Origin of the sequence: Limnohabitans sp. Rim47, assembly GCF_001517545.1 — a bacterium.
GTDB lineage: Bacteria > Pseudomonadota > Gammaproteobacteria > Burkholderiales > Burkholderiaceae_C > Limnohabitans_A.
Window position 1 is genome coordinate 55,273 of record NZ_FBYA01000001.1, and the last position, 23,161, is coordinate 78,433.

Sequence of the window (23,161 nt, forward strand, 5' to 3'; positions counted from 1 at the left end):
TGGTTGTGAATTATCAGGTGACTTTACAAATGCTTTCTACCCAAGACAAAACCCGCATCGACGACACCCGCATCGCTTCGGTGCGCCCGCTCATGACTCCGGCTTTGCTCGAAGAGCGGCTGCCCGCATCTTCAGCGCACTTGGCGCTGGTCGAGCGCTCGCGCCAAGACATCTCGAACGTGCTGCAAGGCCAGGACGACCGTTTGGTGGTGGTGGTCGGGCCCTGCTCGATCCATGACCACGACCAGGCCATCGCCTACGCCCGGCTGCTCAAGGCCGAAGCCGATAAGCACGCCAAAGACCTGCAGATCGTCATGCGCGTCTATTTTGAAAAGCCCCGCACCACCGTGGGCTGGAAGGGTTACATCAACGACCCGCACCTGGACGGCAGCTTTGCCATGAACCAAGGGCTGGAGATGGCCCGCAAACTCTTGCTGGACATCCTCGACTTGGGCCTGCCTGTGGCCACTGAGTTTTTAGATTTGCTCAGCCCGCAGTACATCAGCGATCTGGTCACTTGGGGCGCGATCGGCGCGCGCACCACCGAAAGCCAAAGCCACCGCCAACTGGCCAGTGGCCTGTCGTGCCCGGTGGGCTTTAAAAACGGCACCGACGGCGGCGTCAAAGTGGCCGCCGATGCGGTGGTGGCATCCAAGGCGCCACACGCCTTCATGGGCATGACCAAGATGGGGCAAGCGGCGATTTTTGAGACACGCGGCAACCAAGACGTGCACATCATCTTGCGCGGTGGCAAGTCGCCCAACTACTCGGCTGCCGATGTCGACGCTGCCTGCAAAACGCTGGAGGCTTCGGGCATCGCCCCGCAAGTGATGGTGGACGTGTCGCACGCCAACAGCAGCAAGCAGCACAGCAAACAAATCGAGGTGGCGCACAACGTGGCCGCGCAAGTGGCTGGCGGCGACCGCCGCATCATGGGCTTGATGATCGAAAGCCATCTGAACGAAGGCCGGCAAGACCTGAAAGAAGGCCAGCCGTTGTCGCACGGCGTCTCGATCACCGATGCCTGCATCAGCTTTTCGCAGACGGTGCCCGTGCTGGATGCGCTGGCGCTGGCGGTACAGCAGCGGCGCGGCCGGGCTTGATTCAACGCCAAAAATGTAACAGTGGCTTGACCGAAATTACTGGGCAGGATTAAAGTGGCATCGCTGACGTTGGGCGACTGACCGAAGCATCCTCTGGGGCGCATTCATGCGCCCCGCCCATCAGAACGATGAAGCTTCTTTTGGGCAAACTTTGGGACGATCCTCTCGTGACGACCCATCAGCCCGACCAGTTCGCTGGTCGGGCTTGTCATTTGGGAAACCGTTTTCTTGGCGGCCAGCCACGGGGCCGCGCCCAGACACATCCCAAAAAGCGTCCGGTGCCCTAGCCACCAAAGCGCAAGGCACAGGGCACAGGGCACAGGGCACAGGGCTCAGGGCACAGGGCACAGGGCACAGGGCTCAGGGCACAGGGCTCAGGGCTCAAGGCTCAAGGCTCATGCTGTGCCAGGTACATGCCCCCTGGCAGTTCACCGGGTTTGAACATGGGTGAAGTTCTGCCACTTTCCATGTCAATGCCGATGCGCAAGGCCTCCGACAAGCCGTTCAGTTCGTCGGCGATGCTGACCAGCAAATCGTCAACTGACAGCAAGCCCATGAGGCGACCACTGGGTTCGGTTACGAAAATACGCCGCACGCCGTGTTGGTGCATGGCTTGCACGCCTTCGTACACGCTGGAGGTTCCAGGCACCCGGATCAAATGCACGCTGCTGAATGCGCCCACATATTGCTCTTCCGGTGAACGTCCTTGTGCCAGCAAATTAACCACCAGATCCCGGTCGGTCACCACCCCCACCACTTGTGCTGGGTCTTCAGGATCGGTCAGGGCCAACGCCCCGACATGGTGAACGCGCATCAGCTCGGCGGCTTTGTTTACCGAAGCTTGTGCGCTGACAGAAATGATGTCGCGTCGACACAGACTGGCCAGATTCATGGATCTCTCCCCCAAAAAGATCCACCCACCTTAATCGGCAGGCCGGATCTTTTCTGTGCGCCAGTTCACCGCTTCAGTTTTGGGGTGACTGGATCCAGTTGCTGATCAACTCAACGGTTTCTTTTTCATGGTGGATGAAGCCGTGCCAGTGCAGTGCATCGCAGGGGTCTCCCACCGGGTCTGAGCCGCCTTCGACCATGATGAACTTTTTGATGGGTGCCGACTTGAGGCCCTCGGTGATGCGGGCCGCCTCGTGGGGCAAGCAGATCTTGCAGGCATCTTGCTTGTGGTGCACGACCAGCGTAGGCACTGCCAATTTACCAATGGCTTGTGTGGCAATGGCGCCGACCTTCTTGGATGTCACGCTGGAGGTGAGGACCAGACCTTGCACCGTGCCTGGGGGCCAGGCAATCGTGGCCGCCGTGCCGGACACGGTGCCGCGGCTGGTGCCCACCAGCCACACGGGCGCATCGCTCAGTTGTTTGGCATGGCGCACCACCGCGGCCAGCTCTTGCACATGTGTGGCGCTGATGCGGTAGTCGTAGTCCAGGCGTTGCAAATCAGAAGCTCTGAAGACCACGATCACATTGAATTGCTGGGCTGCAAACAACGCGCGGCTGCGCACCAGAAAGTTCTTGCTGGAAGGCTGACCATCCACGATCTTGCCTGTGTTGGCATCGCCGCCAGGCAGCAGCACCAAGGTGGCCGTTACCTGCGGCTGCGTCATCACGTAAATCGGCAAATGCGCATCGCCTCGACCGATGTCGAGTTTGACCATTTGTTCTTCGGCATAGACAGCCAAACCGCACATGCACAACAGCCAACCCAATAGCCGACGTTTCATCAAATGACTTCGAGAGGATGTTCGCGATTTTGCCTCAGTGCAACGAAGACAAAAACTGCTGCAATTCGGGCGTCTTTGGGTTGGCAAACAGTTCGGTCGGTGCGCCTTGCTCGTGCACCAAACCTTGGTGCATGAAGATCACGCGGTCGCTGACTTTGCGGGCAAAGTTCATCTCGTGCGTGACCATCAAGAGCGTCATGCCTTCTTGCGCCAATGACTCCACCACGGCCAGCACTTCGCCGACCAGTTCGGGGTCGAGCGCCGAAGTGATTTCGTCGCACAACAAGATGCCGGGTGACATGGCCAGCGCCCGGGCAATCGCCACGCGCTGCTCCTGTCCTCCTGAGAGTTGATCGGGGAAAGCGTCGAACTTTTCGGCCAGGCCCACGCGCGCCAGCAGGCGGCGTGCCGTGGCCTCGGTCTCGGCCGCGGTCAGCTGCTTGACCAGACCGGGCGCGAGCTGGATGTTTTTGCCCACCGTGAGGTGCGGGAACAGGTTGAAGGACTGGAAGATCATGCCCACTTGCTGGCGCAAGGTCCGCATGGCCGCCGGATCGTCGTACACCAAGGGCTGGCCCTGCACTGTCAAGCTGCCGTGCTGGAATGTCTCCAGCCCGTTGATGCAACGCAGCAACGTGCTTTTACCCGAACCGCTTTTGCCGATGATGGCGATCACCTCGCCCGGCTGCACCTGCAGGTCGATGCCTTTGAGGACTTCGTTGCTGCCGTAGGACTTGCGCAGCCCGGTGATCGCGACAGCGGCGGTAGAAGAATCAGCGTTGGACATGGAATTTGCCTTCGAGAGAGCGTGCATACAGGCTGATCGGGTAGCAGATCAGAAAATACAAAACGGCCACACAGCTGTAGACCACAAACGGTTTGAAGGTGGCGTTGGTGATCATGGTGCCGGCTTTGGTCAGTTCAATGAACCCAATCACCGAAGCCAGCGCCGTGCCCTTGACCACCTGGACCAAAAAGCCCACCGTAGGCGCGACTGCAATGCGCGCGGCCTGCGGAAAAATCACGTAGCGCAGTTGCTCGCCAAAGTTCAACGCCAGGCTTTGCGCCGCTTCCCACTGGCCTTTGCCAATTGATTTGACGCAGCCGTGCCATATTTCGGTGAGGAAGGCACTGCTGTAGAGCGTCAAAGCCACGGCTGCGGCGGTCCAGGCCGAGGTTTCCACACCCAGCATGGCCATGCCGAAGTAGGCCAGGAACAGCTGCATTAGCAAAGGTGTGCCCTGAAAAATTTGAACGTAAAGCGCCACCGTCTTTTGCAGGATGCGGATGGGCGTGGTGCGGGCAATCAGCAATGCCAGGCCCACCAAGCCGCCACCCACAAAAGCGATCAACGACAACACGATCGTCCAGCGCGCAGCCAACAGCAGATTGCTGACGATGTCCCAGAGAGAGAACTCAACCACGGCGGCCTCCGAACAAGAAGCGCTGGCCGAACCAGTTCAGCGTGGCGCGTGCGGCGATCGACAGCAAAAGGTAAATGGCTGTGGCGACGATGAAGGCCTCAAAGGCACGGAAATTGCGACTCTGGATCAGATTGGCGGCAAAGCTCAGCTCTTCGGTCGAGATCTGACCGCATACCGCCGAGCCCAGCATCACGATGATGATCTGACTGACCAGCGCAGGCCAAACTCGTTGCAAGGCGGGTGGCAGCACCACCCAGATGAAGGTCTGCATGCGCGACAGCGCCAGGCTCATGGCCGCTTCGATCTGCCCTGCAGGCGTGGTCTGGATGCCTGCCCGCACGATCTCGGCCGAATAGGCCCCCAGGTTGATCACCATGGCGATCACCGAAGACCACTCGGGGCTCAGGCGCACGCCCATGGCCGGCAAGCCAAAGAACAGGAAAAAGAGCTGAACGATGAAAGGCGTGTTGCGGATCAGCTCCACATAAGCGGCTACGCCGGGGCGGCTCCAGCCGGGCCCTTGGGTGCGCACCCAGGCGCAGCCAATGCCCAGCAGCACGCCCAGCACCGCAGACACGGCCGTGAGGCCGAGCGTCCACGCCACCCCCTTGACCAACAAGGGCCATTCGGTCAAAACCGCTGCAAAGTCCAGCTCGATGGCCATGGTCTCAGCCCTCCGCGCGCTTATTCAGGCAACTGGCCAGCGGGGCGGCCCAACCACTTTTGCGCCATCTTGTCGATGTCGCCCGACTTCTTGGCATCGGCAATGATGGCATTGACCTTGGTGCGCAGCGCGTCTTCTCCCTTGCCCACGCCAATGAAGTTGGGACTGTCTTTGAGGAGCAGTTTGTATTCGGTATTGAGCTGTGGATTCTTTTGCATCATCACGCCTGCGACCGACACGCCCGTGGCCAGCAATTGGGTTTGGCCCGCAACGAAGGCCGAGACCGTGGCGTTGTTGTCTTCAAAGCGTTTGATGTCAGTGCCCACAGGGGCGACTTTGGTCAACTCTTGATCTTCCAAAGCACCGCGCGTGGCGGCCACGGTTTTACCGGCCAAGTCGGCCATAGATTTGACGCTGATGTTTTTGGGGCCATAAATGCCCTGAAAGAAAGGCGAATAAGCCGATGTGAAGTCGATGACTTTCTCGCGCTCGGCATTCTTACCCAGCGTGGAAATGACCAGATCGGCCTTCTTGGTCTGCAGGTAGGCGATGCGGTTGGCGCTGGTCACTGGCATCAGCTCGATTTTCACGCCCATCTTGGCAGCAATGAAATTGGCCATGTCGATGTCCAAGCCCTGGGGCTTGAGGTCAATGCCCACAAAACCATAAGGCGGGAAGTCGGTCGGGATGGCGATCTTGATCAGCTTGGCTTTCTGGATGTTGTCCAGCGCGGCTTGGGCGTGGCTGGCACCTGCCAGCGTCAACAGGCTGGCGGCCACGGCGGTGGACAACACAAGGCGTTTCGAGAGTTTCATAGCAAGGCTCCTAGGTAAGTGGAAGGTGAGGTGATTGAAGTTGTTGGGCTGGCTGCGCTCTTGGCCAGCTTTTTGGCCACGGCGCTAGCTGGGTTCATGGGGGCCAGTGCCAAACGCAATTCGGCCAGTGGGTCTGCGGGCGCGGCGTTGATCTGCAAGGCCGATTGCACCTGGCCAATATGCTCGGCCATGAGCCGCTCGGCAGTTTCCTTGTCGCCACGCTCAAGCGCTTGCACGATCTCGATGTGTTCCTGGCAGGACTTCACCGCATCGTGGCTGGACTGGTAGAGCATGGCGATCAGGGTGGTGCGCGCCGTGAAGTCGCGCAGCGTATCGGCCAGCAACTGGTTGCCCAGGCACTCGGCCAGGCACACATGGAAGTCTCCGAGCAAAAAGCTGCGACGCCCCACATCGTCTTGCTTGAGCGCGGTTTTTTCTTGCTGGATGTGTTGCTTCAGGCGTTTGAGCGTGGTCTTGTCCATGGCCCCGGCGCTGCGGATCAGACCCGTCTCAATCACCCGGCGGGCCTCAAAAGCCTCGCGCGCTTCGGTCTTGGAGGGTTGCACCACAAACCAGCCCCGGCGCGAGCTGACCTGCACGATGCCGCGTGCGGCCAGTTGCATCAGCGCTTCGCGCACCAGGGTGCGGCTGCAGTCAAACAGCATCGACAAAGCCTGCTCACCCAGGCGCGCACCGGGCATCAACTTTTGGGCCAGGATCGCTTCCACGATCCGATGGGCAATGTCTTTGGAGTTCACAACCAGGGATTCCTTTGCTTGAACCTCTAGCGAATACCGTGCCAGTTGTTTTGGCATCTTGTATGCAAGATTTGTGCATCATAGGTGTGCGCAAATTACTTGTGGCTCATGGATTTCCCTTGCTTGGTGCGTGCACGCGCACCAATTTGCATTGTGTGTGGGCCGACTCCAAAACGAAAGGGCCTGACGGGAATCTCCCGTCAGGCCCTTGGCTGGCGTGGGCGGGTCTTAGCCTGCCAGCCCCACAAACACGTTCTGCACGTCGTCGTTGTTGTCGATGGCCCCCAAGAAGGCTTCAACCTCTTCCAGTTGTTCGGCACTCAAGTTGGTTGGGTCCACCGGGTTTTTGGGCTTGTAGCCCAGTTTGGCCGCGACCACCGTAAAGCCGTGCGCGGGCAGGGCCCGGCTGACCAAGTCCAGGTCAGCGGCTTCGGTGATGAACACGGTCATGCCGTCTTCGTCGGCGGGCTCAAAGTCTTGTGCACCCGCTTCAATCGCGGCCAATTCAGGGTCGGCACCGGCTTGGGTGGGTTCGGCTTCGATCAGGCCAACATGGTCAAAATCCCACGACACGGAACCTGACGAGCCTTGCTGGCCTTTTCTAAACAGCACACGCATCTCGGACGCGCTGCGGTTCACGTTGTCCGTCAGCACCTCGATCATCACAGGCACCTGGTGCGGGGCAAAGCCCTCATAAATCACACGCTCAAAGCTCACGGCATCGCCCAAAAGGCCGGCGCCTTTCTTGATGGCGCGCTCCAGTGTTTCCTTGGGCATAGAGACTTTCCGGGCCTGCTCGACCACCAGGCGCAAGCGAGAGTTAGCGGCCGGGTCTGGGCCGTTGCGCGCCGCAATCATGATGTCCTTGGCCAGTCGGCCAAACAATTTGCCTCGGGCGTCTGCTGCCTGTGCCTTGCCTTTTGCTTTCCATTGCGCGCCCATGGGAATTTCCTAGGTTTTGGCCGGTGCATTCAAGGCACGGGCCGGGTCAATCAAGCGCCAAACACAGGGGCTTGACGCAACTCAGAAGGGGCCTCAGTTTAATCGCCCGTGTACACCCAGCCTCTCATGGCCTGACCGGGATAGGTCGGGCACGCCCTTTCGTCAGTCAAACAGGGGCTCTTTTGAGATAAAGTCACGGGCTAAACCACCTTAAAAGGGCGGTTTTTCGAATCTGTTCGACACATCCCGATAACGAGAAACGAGAGTACCCATGGCTACAGACAAATCCAAGATCATTTACACCCTCACAGACGAAGCCCCTTTGTTGGCGACTGCCTCGTTTTTGCCCATCATCCGCACCTTCACGGCACCTGCCGACATTGAAGTGGCCGAAAGCGATATTTCAGTCGCAGCCCGGGTTTTGGGTGAGTTTTCGGATTTGCTGCCCGCGGAGCAACGTGCGCCCAACAACCTCGCTGAGCTGGGCAAACTGACACTCAAGCCCACCGCCAACATCATCAAGCTGCCCAACATCAGCGCTTCGGTGGGCCAGTTGATTGCGGCCATCAAGGAATTGCAGTCCAAGGGCTACGCCTTGCCCGACTACCCCGAGAACGCCAAGACCGACGAAGAAAAAGCGCTCAAGGCCCGTTACGCCAAGTGCACCGGCTCTGCCGTCAACCCCGTGCTGCGCGAAGGCAATTCAGACCGCCGCGCACCCCGCGCCGTGAAAGAGTTTGCCCGCAAGAACCCCCACAGCATGGCCGATTGGAGCCAGGCCTCGCGTTCACACGTCTCGCACATGCACGCGGGCGATTTCTACCATGGCGAAAAATCCTTGACACTGGACCGCCCCCGCGAAGTAAAGATGGAGCTGATCACCAAGAGCGGCAAGACCATCGTCCTGAAGCCCAAAGTGGCCTTGCTCGACCGCGAAGTCATCGACAGCATGTTCATGAGCAAGAAAGCGCTGGAGGCTTTCTACGAACAAGAAATCGAAGACGCACACAAGACCGGCGTGATGTTCTCGCTGCACGTCAAGGCCACCATGATGAAGGTGTCGCACCCCATCGTGTTTGGTCACTGCGTCAAGATCTTCTACAAAGAGGCGTTTGCCAAGCATGCCAAATTGTTTGAAGAATTGGGCGTGAACGTGAACAACGGCATGGCCGATCTGTACAACAAGATCACCGCGCTGCCCCAATCCAAGCAAGACGAAATCAAGCGCGACCTGCACGCTTGCCATGAGCACCGCCCTGAGCTGGCCATGGTGGACTCGGCCAAAGGCATTACCAACTTCCATTCGCCCAACGACGTGATCGTGGACGCGTCCATGCCCGCCATGATCCGCAACGGCGGCAAGATGTGGGGTGCCGATGGCCGTTTGAAAGACGTCAAGGCCGTGATGCCCGAGTCGACTTTTGCCCGCATTTACCAGGAGATGATCAACTTCTGCAAGTGGCATGGCGCGTTCGATCCCAAGACCATGGGCACCGTGCCCAACGTCGGCCTGATGGCCCAGCAAGCCGAAGAGTACGGCTCGCACGACAAAACTTTTGAGATCGCCGAAGACGGCGTGGCCAACATCACCGACATCAACACCGGTGAAGTGCTGCTGTCGCAAGACGTGGAAACCGGTGACATCTGGCGCATGTGCCAGGTCAAGGACGCCGCCATCCGTGACTGGGTCAAGCTGGCTGTCACGCGTGCCCGCAACTCGGGCATGCCGGTGGTATTTTGGCTCGACCAGTACCGCCCACACGAAGCCCAATTGATCACCAAGGTCAAGATGTACCTGCACGAGCACAACACTTCGGGTCTGGAAATCCAGATCATGAGCCAGGTGCGTGCCATGCGTTACACCCTGGAGCGCGTCGTGCGCGGTCTGGACACCATCAGCGCGACCGGCAACATTTTGCGCGACTACCTGACCGACTTGTTCCCGATCATGGAGTTGGGCACCTCGGCCAAGATGCTGTCGGTGGTGCCCTTGATGGCCGGTGGCGGGATGTACGAAACCGGTGCCGGCGGCTCTGCGCCCAAGCATGTGCAACAGTTGGTGGAAGAAAACCACCTGCGTTGGGACTCGCTGGGCGAATTCTTGGCGCTGGCCGTTTCGCTGGAAGACCTGGGTTTGAAGACCGGCAACAAAAAGGCGACCGTGTTGTCCAAGATGCTCGACGCCGCCACAGGCAAGCTGCTCGACAACAACAAGAACCCGTCGCCCAAGACAGGTCAGTTGGACAACCGTGGCAGCCAGTTTTACTTGGCCATGTACTGGGCACAAGAGTTGGCTGCGCAAACCGAAGACGCCGCACTGGCCGCCCAGTTCGCGCCTTTGGCCAAGCAACTGACCGACAACGAGAAGAAGATCGTGGAAGAACTCAATGCCGTGCAGGGCAAGCCTGTGGACATTGGTGGTTACTACATGCCTGACCAAGCCAAGCTGGCCGCCATCATGCGCCCCAGCGCCACCTTCAATGCCGCACTGGCCACAGTGAAAGCGCAGTGAAAGTCTGATCGCTGATGCGCCTTGGATGGCGCTTTGGCGCGAAGCCACTCAGGTTCTGCCTGAGTGGCTTTTTTTGCGCTCATCAACGGTCAGTCGGGCGCGCTGCCCGGCAGGTGCCGTCCGCTCAGCGGCTGTAGGCCAGTCCCAAAGCCACACCACCAAACAAATCGCCTTCGACCAGTTTCACGCCCGCAAACTCGGCCTGCAAGGCTTGCTGAAAGGTGCGCAAGGCCGATGAACCGCCCGTGAGGTAGATGGCATTCAGCGAATCGTCGGTCAAGCCTGCGCGTTGCACACACTCACGCGCACAGGCCACCGTGCGGGCCAACAGGTCATGCAAATGGTCTTGCATGTCGCTCACGCCCAAAGTAGCTTGCAGGTCGCGCTCGATCACCGACAGACCAATGCCGGTATCGGCCCCTTGCACCGAGCAGCGGATCTTGGCTTGCTCGACCTCGTGCGCCATGTGGTGACCGTGACGCTCGGTCAACACGCGCATCAGGCGTTCGTGCAGGTGCGAATCGCTGTAATTGCTGCGCAGGGTTTTGGCATGGCTGATGGCCTTGGGCTGGTATTGCCAATGGATCAGGTGCCAAGTGGCCAAGTCAAAAAACACTCGGCTGGGCACTTCACGCTGCTCGGGCCCCATGTGCTTGTAGCCCAGCAAGGGCATGACCTGGGCCAAGTTGAGTTGCCGGTCGTAGTCGGTGCCGCCAATGTGCACGCCTGTCGTGGCCAGAATGTCGAGGCTGCGGTCGGCACGCTGCATGCGGTCTGGCCCCAGGCGCACCACAGTGAAGTCCGATGTGCCGCCGCCCAAATCGACCACCAGCACGGTGCTTTCTTGGCTCAGGCGTTGCTCGTAATCCAGCGCAGCGGCGATCGGCTCCAGTTGGAAGGACACTTCGTCAAAACCCACCGACTGCACCGCCTGGCGCAACGAGGCCTCGGCTTGCGCATCGCGCGTCGCATCGTCGTCCACAAAATGCACGGGCCGCCCCATGACCACGCGACGGGGGGCGGTGCCCAGGTTTTGGGTGGCGCGTTCGCGCAGGGTGGCCAAAAAGGTGCCAATGATGTCCTGAAAGCTGATCTGCTGGTGGCCGATCTGCGTGGTTTCCATCAACAACGGGCTGCCGAGCAGGCTTTTGAGCGAGCGCATCAAGCGGCCTTCAGTGCCTTCCAGATAGTGTTTGAGGGCATCGCGCCCGAAGTGGGTGCTGTGGTCTTCGGCGTTGTAAAACACGGCTGTCGGCATGACCAGCGCCTCACCTTCCAGCGGTATCAGGCGGGCGCTGCCTTGCGGGCCGAGCCAGGCCATGGCCGAGTTGGAAGTGCCGAAATCGATGCCGAGCGTGCCGGCGGGGGAAAGAGTCATGAGAAGAAGCGGGTGCAACCTGCCAAGGCGGCAGTTCGGTGGTGGCGCAACAGGCTTATAGAGCCTGCTTTTACAAGACCGGCGATTGTGCCATTTAGCGTGCAGCGCTTTGACGCGGGTATGCGTTTTGTGCAGATGGGTGAGCCCTGCACGAACCATCGGCTTGCAAAGACCTACTTGGGAACGCTGGTTCTGAGGTGCAAAAAGAGGTTCAGCCGGTCGGTCGTGGCTGGCACGCGGCTGGCATTTTTAGCGCAAAAAACAAGGCAGGTGAGTGCGAAGAAGCGGATCAGAAATGAAGCAGCGAGAACAAAAGTGGAATCACTCAAATGTTCTTGGTAAACCATGAACAAGTCCAACACCCAATTCATGGCGTCGACACTTAACAGCACACTGAAAACAAAGGTGAGGTGCCAGTTCTTCAGGTACGCATAAAGCGCAAGTGACATGCTACCCAAAACGAACCAGCCCCTGAAATAAAGAATGCTATCCAGCCATTCAACCAAGGCAACATCCTTGACCAACAGGGTCGCCAACTCATGGCTTTGCAACAGCAAGGTTGTACCGGACACACCACAAAACCAACTCATGAACCACATCTTCAGTGGAAAGTAGGTGTCGATACTTTCTGCCGGATTTTGATATGCGCCAGCATTCAGTGCAGCCAGTTCTTGGGCAGTGATCAATGGCTCGTCACGGTATTCCAACATGGTTTTCTGTACAGCTGAAAGTGATCATCTGGGCCGAGAAGGCGCCTGCTCATCGGCGATTGAAATATTGACGCATCTCTGCCAGAGTTTTGGACTCTCTGTGCTCAATGGACACCCCCTTGGATGAGGATGCGCCAGGAAAAATATCTTCTTGGCTCAGGTTGTACTTTTCCATCAAGTCTCTGATTTTGGCGGTGCCAATCTCGATTTCCTCCTGCCGAATTTGGGCTTGCTCCAAATCGAGAGATATCTTTTTCGCAATTTCCATCGATTGCGCGATTTTCAGGTCCAGATCGGCTTTTTGTTGTTGCAGTTGTTTAAGTGAAGACATGGCGTCATTCCAAAAGAAGATGTGTTGCAGGACGGCTGCAATCTAACAGCGCCCACTGTGGGTTTTCACATCAAACTTCATGCAAACACACAGATCCTCACAGTGATGGCGACACCCGTGGTTGCGGCGCGGCAAAAGCTCACAATTGCTCTCACTTAAAGCGTTAATTTGATGATCAATTTGCGCGAGGTCGGTTTTTGGGATTTCAAACTTCTATGATTTGACTCAATCATGAAGCGCTTGTTGTGTTTGCTGTTGTTGTTGCTTTTCCAGGTGTCTGTGCACGCCGCAGCGGTGGGCTATCGGCTCGATACCGCTTACTACCACAGCGACACCTCTAAGCACACGATCAACGACGTTCAATCATTGGCGTTCACCCCGTATGAGGGCACTCTGCGTCTGGGTTTCACAAAAGGGGAAACTTGGGTTCGGCTTCAGATAACAGCGCCCCAAGCCAACACAAGCACAGTGCTCAGGGTGGGGCCTTACTTTCTGGACGATTTGACCTTTTACGAGCAGCGGGGCGGGCGCTGGATCACGCAGCAAGGGGGCGACCGCCATGTCGAACAGACCCCAAATTGCCCCGACGATTTGTACTGCTTCGGGCTGTCTGCTTTCGATGGGGCAGCGACCACGGTCTATTTGAAAGTTCAGACCACCAGCGTCAGGATGGTGGAGACCCTTGTCATGACAGCTGACGAGGTCATCCCCTCTGCGATTGTCCGCATCAAGCGCATGACCGTGTCTTTGACGCTGGCGGCAGCACTGCTGGTTTTGTCGCTCGCATTCTTTCTGATCGAACGATCCCGTCTGTTGCATCTTTATTGCTGGTTTCAAGCATCTGTGATTTTGTCGATCGCCGCGACCACGGGCCTACTGGCGCAATGGCTGCCTTTTGTGTCTGCAGAAACGCGCAATGACTTGGCCAATATGGCTCAGGTGGTGCGGGTCGCCTTGATGGTGCTGTTGGGCTGGGTGGTCTTGAAGCCGTGGAAACCGGTAGCCGCCTATCGCGCAGCCGTCGTGCTCATGCTGGCTGGCTGTGGCGTCAACCTGTACGGGGTTTTGACGGAACATGCGGTTTGGGCTTTGAAGTTCAACGCCATTGTGTTGTGGTTGAACACGCTGGTGCTGGTGCTGGGCGTTTGGTCGGCGGGCCACATTGCACCTCAATTAAAGAAGATTTTGCTGTCCAGTTTCTTGATCTTCCTGTTTTTTGTCAGCTTGGGCTTGTATGCCAGCCTCGGGCTGGTCTGGTGGCGTGACCACATGGGGCTGTTTCAGTCGATTGCCGACTGGCGGCTCAATGGCGTCCCGGTTGGCATCGTGGTGTTCTGGATTGTGGCGAGTGAAAAATCCAACCGGAAACTTCAGAAGTTGCAAGAACTGCAAGACTTGCAGATAGAAGCCGCCCAGTCCAAGGCCCACCAAGAAAAACTCAAAGAACGCAGAGATCTGATTGACATGCTGACCCACGAGTTAAAAACCCCTTTGGGCACCATCAAATTTGCCTTGGCTTCGCTCAAAAGAGCCGCCAAATCACAGGGGGAATCCCTGGAACGGGTTCAACACATCGATGCTTCGGTGAACCGCATGGACGCGATGATCGAACATGTGGCGCTGTCCAACAAAATTGAACGCCATGATGCCCACGATGCAGCCGAAGCCATTTCAGCGCAAGAGTTGATGAACGTGGTCATGCAGGAATACCGGGACGAAGACCGGTTTGAAGTCAGCATCCAGGAGGGCGCATCTTTTTATGCCGACCCCCATTTTTTGGCCTTGATCGTGGAAAACCTGGTCAGCAACGCTGTCAAATACGCCGCCGATGGCAAGATCAAGATCACCATCACGAACGAAACACCGTCCGAGACCTGTTTTCGCATCAGCAACCGCGTTGCCGAGGGAAGCCTGCCTGACGAACACCGTTTGTTTGAACGCTATTACCGGCACCCTAATTTTCAAAACCATCCCGGCATGGGCATCGGTCTGAGCCTGGTGCATTCGGCGGCCGAGAAAATGGGGGCCACGGTCCACTACCGAAAAGTGGACGGAGAAGTCTTTTTTGAAGTGAGGATCCCCTGCTGAACTCCGCCCTGACCCTTGCATCCAGAGATGCTCATCGGCCACTGATGTTGGCACTGGTGGAAGACGATCGCCTGCTGCGCGAGGAGATCGAAGTGCACCTGACGGCTCACGGTTTCCAGGTGCACGCGGCCAACAGTGCATCGGGGCTAGACGATCTGAATGCCCGCATCGCTTTTGATCTTTACCTGATTGACCTGAATTTGCCGGGCGAAAATGGCTTAAGCCTGTGCCGTCGTGTGCGGCAGTCGCGTCCAGATGCAGGCATTGTGATCATGACCGCCCGCGTCGCATTGAATGACCGAATTGCCGGTTACAAGCAAGGTGGCGCAGACATTTACCTGACAAAACCTGTGGCACCGGATGAACTGGTCTTGGTGTTGTTGAGTCTGGGGCGACGCCTCAAGCAGGCGCAAATGGCACCAGAGTGGTCGCTGAGTTTGCGTGACCGCACTTTGCTGGGTCCGGATCAAACGCAAAAGCTGCGTTTGACCAGCAAAGAAAAAACGATTTTGCTGGCCCTGGTGCAGGCCAAGGACAACACCTTGGAATCGGCCGTGCTGTGCGATTTGTTCGCAGACGAGAACGACGAAGCCTTGATGAGCAAGCACGCGCTGGAAGAAATGATTGCCCGTTTGCGAAAGAAATTCAAAAGTGTGCAGGTCGAAGGCGATGAACCGGCGATCAAATCGGTGTGGGGCGTCGGTTACCAGCTGTGCGTCAGGATCAACTTTGTGCATTGACGTCCGCTTGGGGGCCCGGCAAGACAAAATCCGAAATTTCACCCGCTTTTGGTATAGATTCGAGTGGTTTTAAAAAGCCCAATCCCATGACCGATACCCCAGCCCCAGCCACTTCTCGCCCTGAATTGCCCGATCACCTGTCGATCGACCCACGCAGCCCCTTTCACATCCGCGCCGTGTTTGAGCACGACATTGGCATCCGTTTCAATGGCAAAGAGCGCAGCGATGTCGAGGAATACTGCGTCAGCGAAGGCTGGGTGCGCGTGCCCGCTGGCAAAACGCTGGACCGCAAAGGCCAGCCGCTGCTGATCAAACTCAAGGGCCAAGTCGAGGCGTTTTACCGCTGAGCACACCCGCTGAGCACACCCGCTTCGTAAGCAGCGGTTGCGGTCTTTCCCATTCCGCTTAGTCAGCGGACTGGCGCGTGCGCCGCTGCAACTCTTCAAACGACAGCAGCTCACCCGCCAACGCGCTGGCCATCACCGTGGGCGGGCTGGCCAGCCAGACTTGGCCGGGCCCCGAGCGGCCCGGAAAATTGCGGTTGATGGCGCTCACGGTGACTTGCGCCGCATCGGTCGATGAACCCGGTCCGCAATTGGCGCAAGCCCCGCAAGAAGGTTGCAAGATGCGCACCCCCATGGCCGCGAAAGTTTTGTCATAGCCTTGTGCGATGCAGTAGTCCCGCACGGCGGTGGTGCCGTATTGCAAGAACACTTGCACACTTGGCGGGATCTTCAGGCCCTGTTTCAAGCCCCAGGCCAGCACCGCGTGGTAATGGTCAAAGTCTTCGCGTTTGCCCGCTGTGCATGAGCCGCCATAGGCGATGTCGATGCGCACGCGTTCTGCTAAATCCGCCACGGCCAGGCCTTGTCCGGGGTCGCCGGGTTGGGCCACCATGGGGCGCAAGCCTGACAGGTCGACGGCGATGTGGTGCACGAAGTGGGCACCCTCGTCGCTGTGCATCCAGTCTTCAATTTGGAAGTCCACGCCCCGCCGTTCTTTCAAAAACCGCAGGGTTTGTGCGTCGGGGGCCACGATGCCTGTCAAGCCCCCCAGCTCCGCGCACATATTGGTCAAGGTGGCGCGTTCGTCGGTGTCCATTGGGGCGATGCCTTCACCGGTGAACTCGAACACCTTGCCCACGCCATGTCCCGCGCGGATCCAAGGCGTGGCCAGCAGGTGCAGCATCAGGTCTTTGGCGGTCACGCCCACAGGCAGTGCGCCGTGCAAAGTCACTTGCACACTTTCGGGCCATGTCACACGCACTGCGCCGGTCACAAAAGCGTTGGCCATGTCGGTGGTGCCCACGCCAAAGGCCACGCAGCCCAGTGCCCCGCTGTGGGGTGTGTGCGAATCGGTACCCACGACCAACTGGCCGGGCAGTGCGTAATGCTCGGCCACCATGGCGTGCGAGATGCCGGCCACGTTGCTGCCGTCGTCCAGCAAGACCTCTGCTTCGGTCAGGGTGCGGTGCATGCGCAGGCCGTGTCGGGCTGCAAAGTCGCGCTGCGCTTGGCTCATGGCCCGCATGTTGGCCATCAAACCGCCGCGCACATGGGCCGGGCTTTCATCGACGTAAGAGGTGTGGTCTTCAAACACCACAATCTGCTCGGGCCGTTGCAGACGGAAGTGCTGGCCCAGTGCCCCGCGCAGCAAGGTGTCGGCCATGCCGGTGTAGTACTCGTGGATGAAGCGCCAGTCGGCCCGCACAAAAAGGCCTTCACCCGCTTGTGGCTGCTCGGGCGTGTGTGGCGCGGGCAGGCGGTGGCGGTGCAAGATTTTTTCAAACAGCGTTTGCGGTCCAACCCGATCCGTGAAGGTGGGCGTGCCCCCCAAAAAACGCTGACCCCAACGCAGCAAACCACCGGCCAACAAGATCGAGGTGGCCAATGCGTCGCGGCCGGCCACCAGATCGGTCAGTGTGATGGATTCGCCGCGTTCGATGCGTTCGAGCAGGCCCCAGTCGGTCGAGGTGAACAGGCCGATGTTGTCGGCGTTTTGGCGATAAATGCGCTCAAAGCTCTCGGCAATCACCAGTTGCACGCCCGCCAGTTTTTCGGCGGTGGGGCTGTGTTCGCGTGACGAGCCTTTGCCATAGCGACGGCCCGCCACCAGCACCGCAAAACCCGCTTGCCTGAGCGCCTTCGGCCCGATCGGGTTGACGCCTTGGCAGCGCAGCCCGGTGTGGGCAAAGTCGCCCAGCGTGTCGTCGTAATGGCTGAGGATGTGCACGGGCGTGATCTCGTCGGTCGAGACATCGTCACGCAGTGCCCCGGCTTGTTCCCGTGTGAGGGTCTCGCCCGCCAGTTGACGGCGGATCAACGCGGCCTCTTGGCACAGGTACAAGACCTTGAGCGGTGTCTTCAAGGCCTTGGGCAACAGGGCTTGCAATGCAGGATCGGACATGGTCAACAGTTCAGTGGTCGGGGTGTGCGGCAGACAGATTGTTCAGCAGCAGCAGCGCCGCCGGGCTCAGCACGTCTTCGCCCCGATGGCACACGATGAAGCGCCTGCGTGACCAGCTTTCGTGCAGCGGCAAGATCTCCAGCCCATAGGCCTCGGCATACAGCGCCGTTACCTCACGGGGCACCAGTGCAATCGCGAGCCCAGCGCGCACCACGCGCAGCGCGGCTTCAAAGTTGGTCACGATCACGCGGTGTTGCAGCCGTTTGCCCAGCAAGCCCGCTTCGCGTTGCAGCATCACCTCGACCGCTGAGTTGATGGGCATGATCACATGCTCGAAGTCGAGCGTGTCGGCATAACGCACAGCAGGCAAGGCGCACAGCGGGTGGCCTTGGGGCACGGCCACGCTCAGGTGGTCATGCCGGTAGGTGCGGGTGTGCAGCCAACCGGTTTCAGCCGCGTCCCAGCAAATGCCGATCGAGGCCACACCATCGCGGATGCCACGCACCACCTCGGGGCTGATGCGTTCTTCCAGATCGATTTGGATGTTCTGGTGTTCCGGCATTTTCAAGAATTCGGCAATCTCGTCGGCCAGCGATTCGGCCATGACCGAGGCGGTGGCCAAGACATTGACCCGGCCTTGAATGCCCGCTGCATGGCTGGCCATATCGCGCTCGATGCGGCTGGCGCTCAGCAGCATGCTGCGGGCGTGCTCCAGCAGCGTTTCGCCCGCCGGGGTGGGCACCACGCCATGCCGACGCCGGGTCAGCAAGCTCGCGCCCACGGTGGCCTCCAGTTGGGCCAGCCGTTTGCTGACTGCCGAGGCCACCATATTGGCTTTTTCGGCGGCGCGGCTCATGTTGCCTGTGTCGCAAACGGTCACAAACAAGCGCAGTGAAGTCAGGTCGAGGTCTCGCATCAAGCTATTCCATACCGGAACAAATTTGGTTCCAAAATTGAATTGTATGATCGATTGGAAACATTAAACTCGCTGCCAGAACAGAGACAAGGACATTTGGCATGAACGCATTTCACTGGCCCCAGCGCGTGACAGTCCGCGAAGTGGGCCTGCGGGACGGCTTGCAAAGCATCGCCCGTACGCTGCCCACCGCGCAAAAACTGCAATGGATTCAAGGCGCTTACGACGCGGGCATCCGTGAGATCGAGGTCGGCTCCTTTGTGCCGCCCCAACTTTTGCCGCAGTTGGCCGACACGGCCGAGCTGGTGGCTTTTGCCAAAACCCTGCCGGGCTTGGTGGTGTCGGTGCTGGTGCCCAACCTCAAAGGGGCCGAGCGGGCCATGGACAGCGGTGCCGACTGGATGCTGTTGCCGCTGTCGGCCAGCCACGCACACAGCCTGGCCAATCTGCGCAAAACGCCTGATGCGGTGGTGTCCGAAATCGGGGCCATCGTCCAAGCACGCCGCGCACGGGGATCGAACATCCGCATTGAAGTGGGCATGAGCACCGCGCTGGGTTGCACGATCCAAGGACGGGTCGAGGTGGAGGAGGTGCTGCGCCTTCTCAAAGCGGTCGTGGCCCTTGGGGTTGACCGTGTGGGTCTGGCCGACACCGTGGGCTATGCCGACCCGCGCCAAGTGGGCGAGTTGTACGCCAAGGCGCGTGAGGTGGCCGGTGACAAGTTGGCCTGCGGGCATTTTCACGACACGCGGGGCTTGGGGCTGGCCAACGTCATGGCCGCGCTGCAATCGGGCGAAACCCGTTTTGACGCCTGCTTGGCTGGCATTGGCGGCTGCCCGCATGCGCCGGGGGCCAGTGGCAACGTCGCCACCGAAGACCTGGTTTATCTGATGGGCAGCATGGGCATCGCGACTGGCATTGACTGGGACGCTTTGATGACACTGCGCAGCCAAGTGGCCCAATGGCTTGCGGGAGAATGTCTGCATGGCAGCATCGCCCAAGCGGGGCTGCCTAAGACGTTTTTGAAACCCTCTCACGCTTTGCAAACGGCATGAACCCTACCGCCAAGAAACTCCCGCTCGAAGGCCTGCGCGTCGTCGAGTTCACCCACATGGTCATGGGCCCCACCTGCGGCATGGTGTTGGCCGACATGGGGGCCGAAGTCATCAAGGTCGAGCCCATCGAGGGTGACCGCACCCGGCATTTGCTGGGCTCGGGCGCGGGGTTTTTCCCCATGTTCAACCGCAACAAAAAAAGCATCCAACTCAACTTGCAAAGCCCCGAAGGGGCCGAGATGGCGCGCCGCCTGTGTGCCACTGCCGATGTGGTGGCCGAGAACTTCAAGCCCGGCTCCATGGCCAAGTACGGTCTGGACTACGCCAGTTTGTCGGCCAAACACCCACGGCTCATTTACGCCAGCCTCAAGGGCTTTTTGCCGGGGCCTTATGACCACCGCACGGCCTTGGACGAAGTGGTGCAAATGATGGGCGGGCTGGCCTACATGACCGGCCGCCCTGGCGACCCGCTGCGTGCAGGCACCAGCGTGAACGACATCATGGGCGGCATGTTTGGCGCCATCGGCGTGTTGGGCGCGCTCATCCAGCGCGGCATCACCGGGCGTGGGCAAGAGATCCAGTCGGCCCTGTTTGAGAACAACGTGTTTTTGGTGGGCCAGCACATGTTGCAATACGCCATCACCGGCCAAGCGGCAGAGCCCATGCCCAACCGCATTTCGGCCTGGGCGGTGTACGACGTGTTCACCGTCAAAAACGGCGAGCAAATTTTCTTGGCGGCTGTCAGTGATGCGCAGTGGGCCACCTTCTGCGATGTGCTGGGCTTTGCAGACCTGAAAGCAGATTCGCGTTACAGCGACAACAACGCCCGTGTTTCGCTGCGTGCCGTGTTGCTGCCCGAGTTGCGCAGCCGCCTTGCGGCATTCACCGCGGCCGAGTTGACCGCCATTTTTGAAAAGGCCGGTCTGCCCTTTGCGCCCATCGTCAAGCCCGAAGAACTGTTTGACGATCCGCACTTGAACGCCACAGGGGGCCTGGCCGATGTGCGCCTGAGCGATGGCCCTAAGGCTGGACAAACCGCCCGCGCGGCACTGTTTCCTTTCACCATGGACGGCCAGCGTCTGGGGGTGCGCTGCCAACCACCCCAACAAGGCGAGCACACCGACGAACTGTTGCAAGCGCTGGGTCTGAGTGCACCCGAGATCGCACAATTGCGTGCACGCAAGGCCGTCGCCTGATCACGTGTGGTTGGCGCCCATTCTTGGCTGTTTTAAATTTTCACCCCTCCAAAACCAAAGAGAGACAAACCATGAAACAAACCACCTTTCACCTGAGCCGTCGCAGCGCATTGACAGCCCTGGCCTGTGCCGCCGTGACCCCATGGTCCGGCATGGCCTTGGCGCAAGCGGACCGCCCCGTCAAATTCATCTTGCCCAATGCCACCGGCTCGGGTGTGGATGCCATCACGCGTGCCGCCGCACCGGCTCTCGGCAAGGCGCTGGGCACCAACGTGGTGGTCGAAAACCAAGCCGGCGCCAGTGGTGTGATTGGCTTGCAAGCCTTGGCCAAAAACCCACCCGATGGCTACACCTTGTCGGTAGTCTCCAACAACGTGGTGATTTTCCCGAGCGTCATCAAGAACCTGCCCTTTGACATGCCCGGCGACTTCACGCCCATTGCCGTGGTGGGCAGCACGCCAATGGTGCTGGTGGTCAACCCGCAAAAAGTAACGGCCACCAACAGCCGCGAATTCATTGCCGCCCTCAAGGCCAAGCCCGACGGCTACAACTTTGGCTCTGGCGGGACCGGCACCATCTTGCATTTGGCCGGTGAAATGTTCATCGATGAAGCCGGGGTCAAAGCCCGCCACATTCCCTACAAAGGCGTAGGCCCCATGGTGACCGACTTGCTGGGGGGCCAAATCGACTTTGGTGTGGTGGCCTTGCCCAGTGTGGCCCAGCACATCAAATCGGGCGCCTTGCGTGCCATTGGCATGTGCGCCGACAAACGGACCCCGGCGGCACCAGACATTCCGACGTTTGTTGAACAAGGCCTCAGTGGCTACAACATGGAAGCATGGTTTGCCGTGGTCGGCCCCAAAGGCATGGCCCCTGCCCAAGTCAAGAAAGTGCACGACGCCGTGACCGCCGCATTCAGCGACGCCACCGTCAAAGACACCATGGCCAAGCAAGGCAACACCATCCACATCAGCAGCACCGAACAAGCCCAAAAAGCTTTCCGCAGCGAGATGGCCCGCTATGCGGCCTTGGTCAAGAAAGTCGGCATCGAGCCGCAATAAGGCACACGGTCGCCTGCTTGACATTTGGCAGTCTGGCGGCGACCATCGGCCCATGTCTATCCAGGTTTTGATTTTCGGCATCCACCTCGCGCGCAGCACGCGGGGCAAGCCCTGCGCACCGCCGCAGGGTTTTTAAACATCCCCCTCTTTTTGTTTGACCGATTTCAATTCGGGCCGTGCGCCAGTGTGCAGTGCGGTCCCGTTCACTGCTGGAGATTCACATGACCGATTTGTTTGACAACCCCATGGGCCTGTGCGGCTTCGAGTTCGTCGAGTTCGCCTCCCCCATCGCCAATACCCTAGAGCCCTTGTTTGAAAAAATGGGCTTCACGCTGGTGGCGAAACACCGCTCCAAAGACGTGGTGCTTTACCGCCAAGGCGACATCAACTTCATCGTCAACCGCGAACCCAAAAGCCTGGCGGGCTACTTTGCCGCCGAGCACGGCCCTTGCGCCTGCGCGCTGGCTTTCCGTGTCAAAGACTCGCACAAGGCCTATGAACGTGCGTTGGAGATGGGCGCACAACCGGTGGAAATCCCCACCGGCCCGATGGAGCTTCGGCTGCCCGCCATCAAGGGCATTGGCGGTGCGCCTTTGTATTTGATCGACCGCTTTGAAGACGGCAAAAGCATCTACGACATCGACTTTGAATTCATCGATGGCGTCGACCGCCACCCCGAAGGCCACGGCTTCAAGATCATCGACCACCTCACGCACAACGTGTACAAAGGCCGCATGGCGTTTTGGGGCCAGTTCTATGAAAAGATTTTCAACTTCCGCGAGATCCGCTACTTCGACATCAAGGGCGCACACACCGGCCTGACCAGCCGCGCCATGACCGCGCCCGACGGCATGATCCGCATCCCGCTGAACGAAGAGTCGGGCAAGACCGGTGGCCAGATCGAAGAATTCTTGATGCAATTCAATGGCGAAGGCATCCAGCACATCGCGCTCTTGACCGACGACATTTTGAAAAGCGTCGATGCCTTGCAGATGGCCGGCATCCCGCTCATGACCGCGCCCAACGACATCTATTACGAGATGCTCGAAGAACGCCTCAAGGGCCACGGCGAGCCCGTGCCCGAGTTGCAAGCACGCGGCATTTTGATGGACGGCTCCACCGCCAATGGCGAAAAGCGTTTGCTGCTGCAAATCTTCAGCCAAACCCTGCTCGGCCCCGTGTTCTTTGAATTCATCCAACGCAAAGCCGACGAAGGTTTTGGCGAAGGCAACTTCAAAGCGCTGTTCGAATCACTGGAGCGCGACCAGATCCGGCGTGGGGCGATTCAGGTGGACACCCCCTGAGTTGTCGTTCTGCTCAAAATTG

General features: G+C 59.2%; 22 protein-coding genes. 9 read left to right on the forward strand and 13 right to left on the reverse strand.

The genetic code is table 11. The annotated features are described in order from the left end of the window. Positions 1 to 29 precede the first annotated feature (29 nt). Positions 30 to 1,103 (forward strand): 3-deoxy-7-phosphoheptulonate synthase, encoded by a 1,074-nt coding sequence (locus tag BN3544_RS00270; RefSeq protein ID WP_036075473.1) that lies wholly within the window; start codon positions 30 to 32, stop codon positions 1,101 to 1,103. A gap of 388 nt (positions 1,104 to 1,491) precedes the next feature. Here BN3544_RS00270 and BN3544_RS00275 read toward each other — a convergent pair whose 3' ends face one another. From BN3544_RS00275 to BN3544_RS00310, 8 genes are all read right to left on the reverse strand, one after another. Further along, positions 1,492 to 1,995, reverse strand: coding sequence for a CBS domain-containing protein (locus BN3544_RS00275; RefSeq protein WP_019430920.1), 504 nt, complete (start codon positions 1,993 to 1,995; stop codon positions 1,492 to 1,494). 73 nt (positions 1,996 to 2,068) lie between these two features. After that, on the reverse strand, positions 2,069 to 2,839 hold the full coding sequence (locus BN3544_RS00280; protein WP_036075460.1) for an alpha/beta fold hydrolase: 771 nt from the start codon (positions 2,837 to 2,839) through the stop codon (positions 2,069 to 2,071). A gap of 34 nt (positions 2,840 to 2,873) precedes the next feature. After that, positions 2,874 to 3,626, reverse strand: coding sequence for an amino acid ABC transporter ATP-binding protein (locus BN3544_RS00285; RefSeq protein WP_019430922.1), 753 nt, complete (start codon positions 3,624 to 3,626; stop codon positions 2,874 to 2,876). Continuing rightward, entirely contained in the window at positions 3,613 to 4,263 is a 651-nt protein-coding gene (locus BN3544_RS00290; protein WP_019430923.1) for an amino acid ABC transporter permease, read from the reverse strand. Before BN3544_RS00290 ends, BN3544_RS00285 begins: the two co-directional genes overlap by 14 nt. Then, positions 4,256 to 4,927 carry an amino acid ABC transporter permease gene (locus BN3544_RS00295; RefSeq protein ID WP_019430924.1) on the reverse strand — a complete coding sequence of 224 codons (672 nt, stop codon included), beginning with the start codon at positions 4,925 to 4,927 and terminating at the stop codon, positions 4,256 to 4,258. The genes BN3544_RS00290 and BN3544_RS00295 overlap by 8 nt, the downstream gene beginning before the upstream one ends. A 20-nt stretch (positions 4,928 to 4,947) precedes the next feature. After that, the gene (locus BN3544_RS00300; protein WP_019430925.1) at positions 4,948 to 5,742 is read right to left on the reverse strand and encodes a transporter substrate-binding domain-containing protein; all 795 of its coding nucleotides are present in this window, start codon (positions 5,740 to 5,742) and stop codon (positions 4,948 to 4,950) included. Continuing rightward, entirely contained in the window at positions 5,739 to 6,500 is a 762-nt protein-coding gene (locus BN3544_RS00305) for a GntR family transcriptional regulator (protein WP_019430926.1), read from the reverse strand. The genes BN3544_RS00300 and BN3544_RS00305 overlap by 4 nt, the downstream gene beginning before the upstream one ends. A 228-nt stretch (positions 6,501 to 6,728) precedes the next feature. After that, complete coding sequence (locus BN3544_RS00310; RefSeq protein WP_019430927.1) at positions 6,729 to 7,442, reverse strand: YebC/PmpR family DNA-binding transcriptional regulator; 714 nt, start codon at positions 7,440 to 7,442, stop codon at positions 6,729 to 6,731. Positions 7,443 to 7,713: 271 nt separating this feature from the next. Here BN3544_RS00310 and BN3544_RS00315 point away from each other — a divergent pair, with 271 nt between their 5' ends. Further along, a complete protein-coding gene (locus tag BN3544_RS00315; RefSeq protein ID WP_019430928.1) occupies positions 7,714 to 9,954 on the forward strand; it encodes an NADP-dependent isocitrate dehydrogenase in 2,241 nt (746 codons plus the stop codon). Positions 9,955 to 10,078: 124 nt separating this feature from the next. On the opposite strand, the gene BN3544_RS00320 is transcribed toward BN3544_RS00315, so the two are convergent. The 3 genes from BN3544_RS00320 to BN3544_RS00330 all read right to left on the reverse strand — a co-directional run bounded on the left by BN3544_RS00320 (position 10,079) and on the right by BN3544_RS00330 (position 12,373). After that, positions 10,079 to 11,332 carry an Hsp70 family protein gene (locus BN3544_RS00320; protein WP_019430929.1) on the reverse strand — a complete coding sequence of 418 codons (1,254 nt, stop codon included), beginning with the start codon at positions 11,330 to 11,332 and terminating at the stop codon, positions 10,079 to 10,081. Positions 11,333 to 11,505: 173 nt separating this feature from the next. After that, positions 11,506 to 12,042 (reverse strand): hypothetical protein, encoded by a 537-nt coding sequence (locus BN3544_RS00325; RefSeq protein WP_019430930.1) that lies wholly within the window; start codon positions 12,040 to 12,042, stop codon positions 11,506 to 11,508. Between the two features lie 49 nt (positions 12,043 to 12,091). Beyond that, on the reverse strand, positions 12,092 to 12,373 hold the full coding sequence (locus tag BN3544_RS00330) for a hypothetical protein (RefSeq protein ID WP_019430931.1): 282 nt from the start codon (positions 12,371 to 12,373) through the stop codon (positions 12,092 to 12,094). Between the two features lie 231 nt (positions 12,374 to 12,604). Here BN3544_RS00330 and BN3544_RS00335 point away from each other — a divergent pair, with 231 nt between their 5' ends. The 3 genes from BN3544_RS00335 (at position 12,605) to BN3544_RS00345 (ending at position 15,548) form a co-directional block, all read left to right on the forward strand. Continuing rightward, positions 12,605 to 14,461 (forward strand): sensor histidine kinase, encoded by a 1,857-nt coding sequence (locus tag BN3544_RS00335; protein ID WP_019430932.1) that lies wholly within the window; start codon positions 12,605 to 12,607, stop codon positions 14,459 to 14,461. A 44-nt stretch (positions 14,462 to 14,505) separates the two neighbouring features. Continuing rightward, positions 14,506 to 15,201, forward strand: coding sequence for a response regulator transcription factor (locus BN3544_RS00340; RefSeq protein ID WP_019430933.1), 696 nt, complete (start codon positions 14,506 to 14,508; stop codon positions 15,199 to 15,201). A gap of 86 nt (positions 15,202 to 15,287) precedes the next feature. Beyond that, positions 15,288 to 15,548: a DUF3297 family protein gene (locus tag BN3544_RS00345; protein ID WP_019430934.1), complete on the forward strand. Its 261-nt coding sequence runs from the start codon at positions 15,288 to 15,290 to the stop codon at positions 15,546 to 15,548. A gap of 58 nt (positions 15,549 to 15,606) precedes the next feature. Here BN3544_RS00345 and BN3544_RS00350 read toward each other — a convergent pair whose 3' ends face one another. Together BN3544_RS00350 and BN3544_RS00355 are read right to left on the reverse strand one after the other, a co-directional pair. Beyond that, on the reverse strand, positions 15,607 to 17,607 hold the full coding sequence (locus tag BN3544_RS00350; protein ID WP_019430935.1) for an aconitase family protein: 2,001 nt from the start codon (positions 17,605 to 17,607) through the stop codon (positions 15,607 to 15,609). A 10-nt stretch (positions 17,608 to 17,617) separates the two neighbouring features. Further along, positions 17,618 to 18,523, reverse strand: coding sequence for a LysR family transcriptional regulator (locus tag BN3544_RS00355; RefSeq protein WP_019430936.1), 906 nt, complete (start codon positions 18,521 to 18,523; stop codon positions 17,618 to 17,620). A 101-nt stretch (positions 18,524 to 18,624) separates the two neighbouring features. Between BN3544_RS00355 and BN3544_RS00360 the strand changes: the two genes are divergently transcribed. From BN3544_RS00360 to hppD, 4 genes are all read left to right on the forward strand, one after another. Further along, positions 18,625 to 19,578 (forward strand): hydroxymethylglutaryl-CoA lyase, encoded by a 954-nt coding sequence (locus BN3544_RS00360; protein WP_019430937.1) that lies wholly within the window; start codon positions 18,625 to 18,627, stop codon positions 19,576 to 19,578. Then, positions 19,575 to 20,774 (forward strand): CaiB/BaiF CoA transferase family protein, encoded by a 1,200-nt coding sequence (locus BN3544_RS00365; protein ID WP_019430938.1) that lies wholly within the window; start codon positions 19,575 to 19,577, stop codon positions 20,772 to 20,774. The genes BN3544_RS00360 and BN3544_RS00365 overlap by 4 nt, the downstream gene beginning before the upstream one ends. Positions 20,775 to 20,845: 71 nt before the next feature. Continuing rightward, positions 20,846 to 21,835, forward strand: coding sequence for a Bug family tripartite tricarboxylate transporter substrate binding protein (locus BN3544_RS00370; protein ID WP_019430939.1), 990 nt, complete (start codon positions 20,846 to 20,848; stop codon positions 21,833 to 21,835). A 221-nt stretch (positions 21,836 to 22,056) separates the two neighbouring features. Beyond that, entirely contained in the window at positions 22,057 to 23,139 is a 1,083-nt protein-coding gene (gene hppD / locus BN3544_RS00375) for a 4-hydroxyphenylpyruvate dioxygenase (RefSeq protein WP_019430940.1), read from the forward strand. Positions 23,140 to 23,161: the final 22 nt, after the last annotated feature.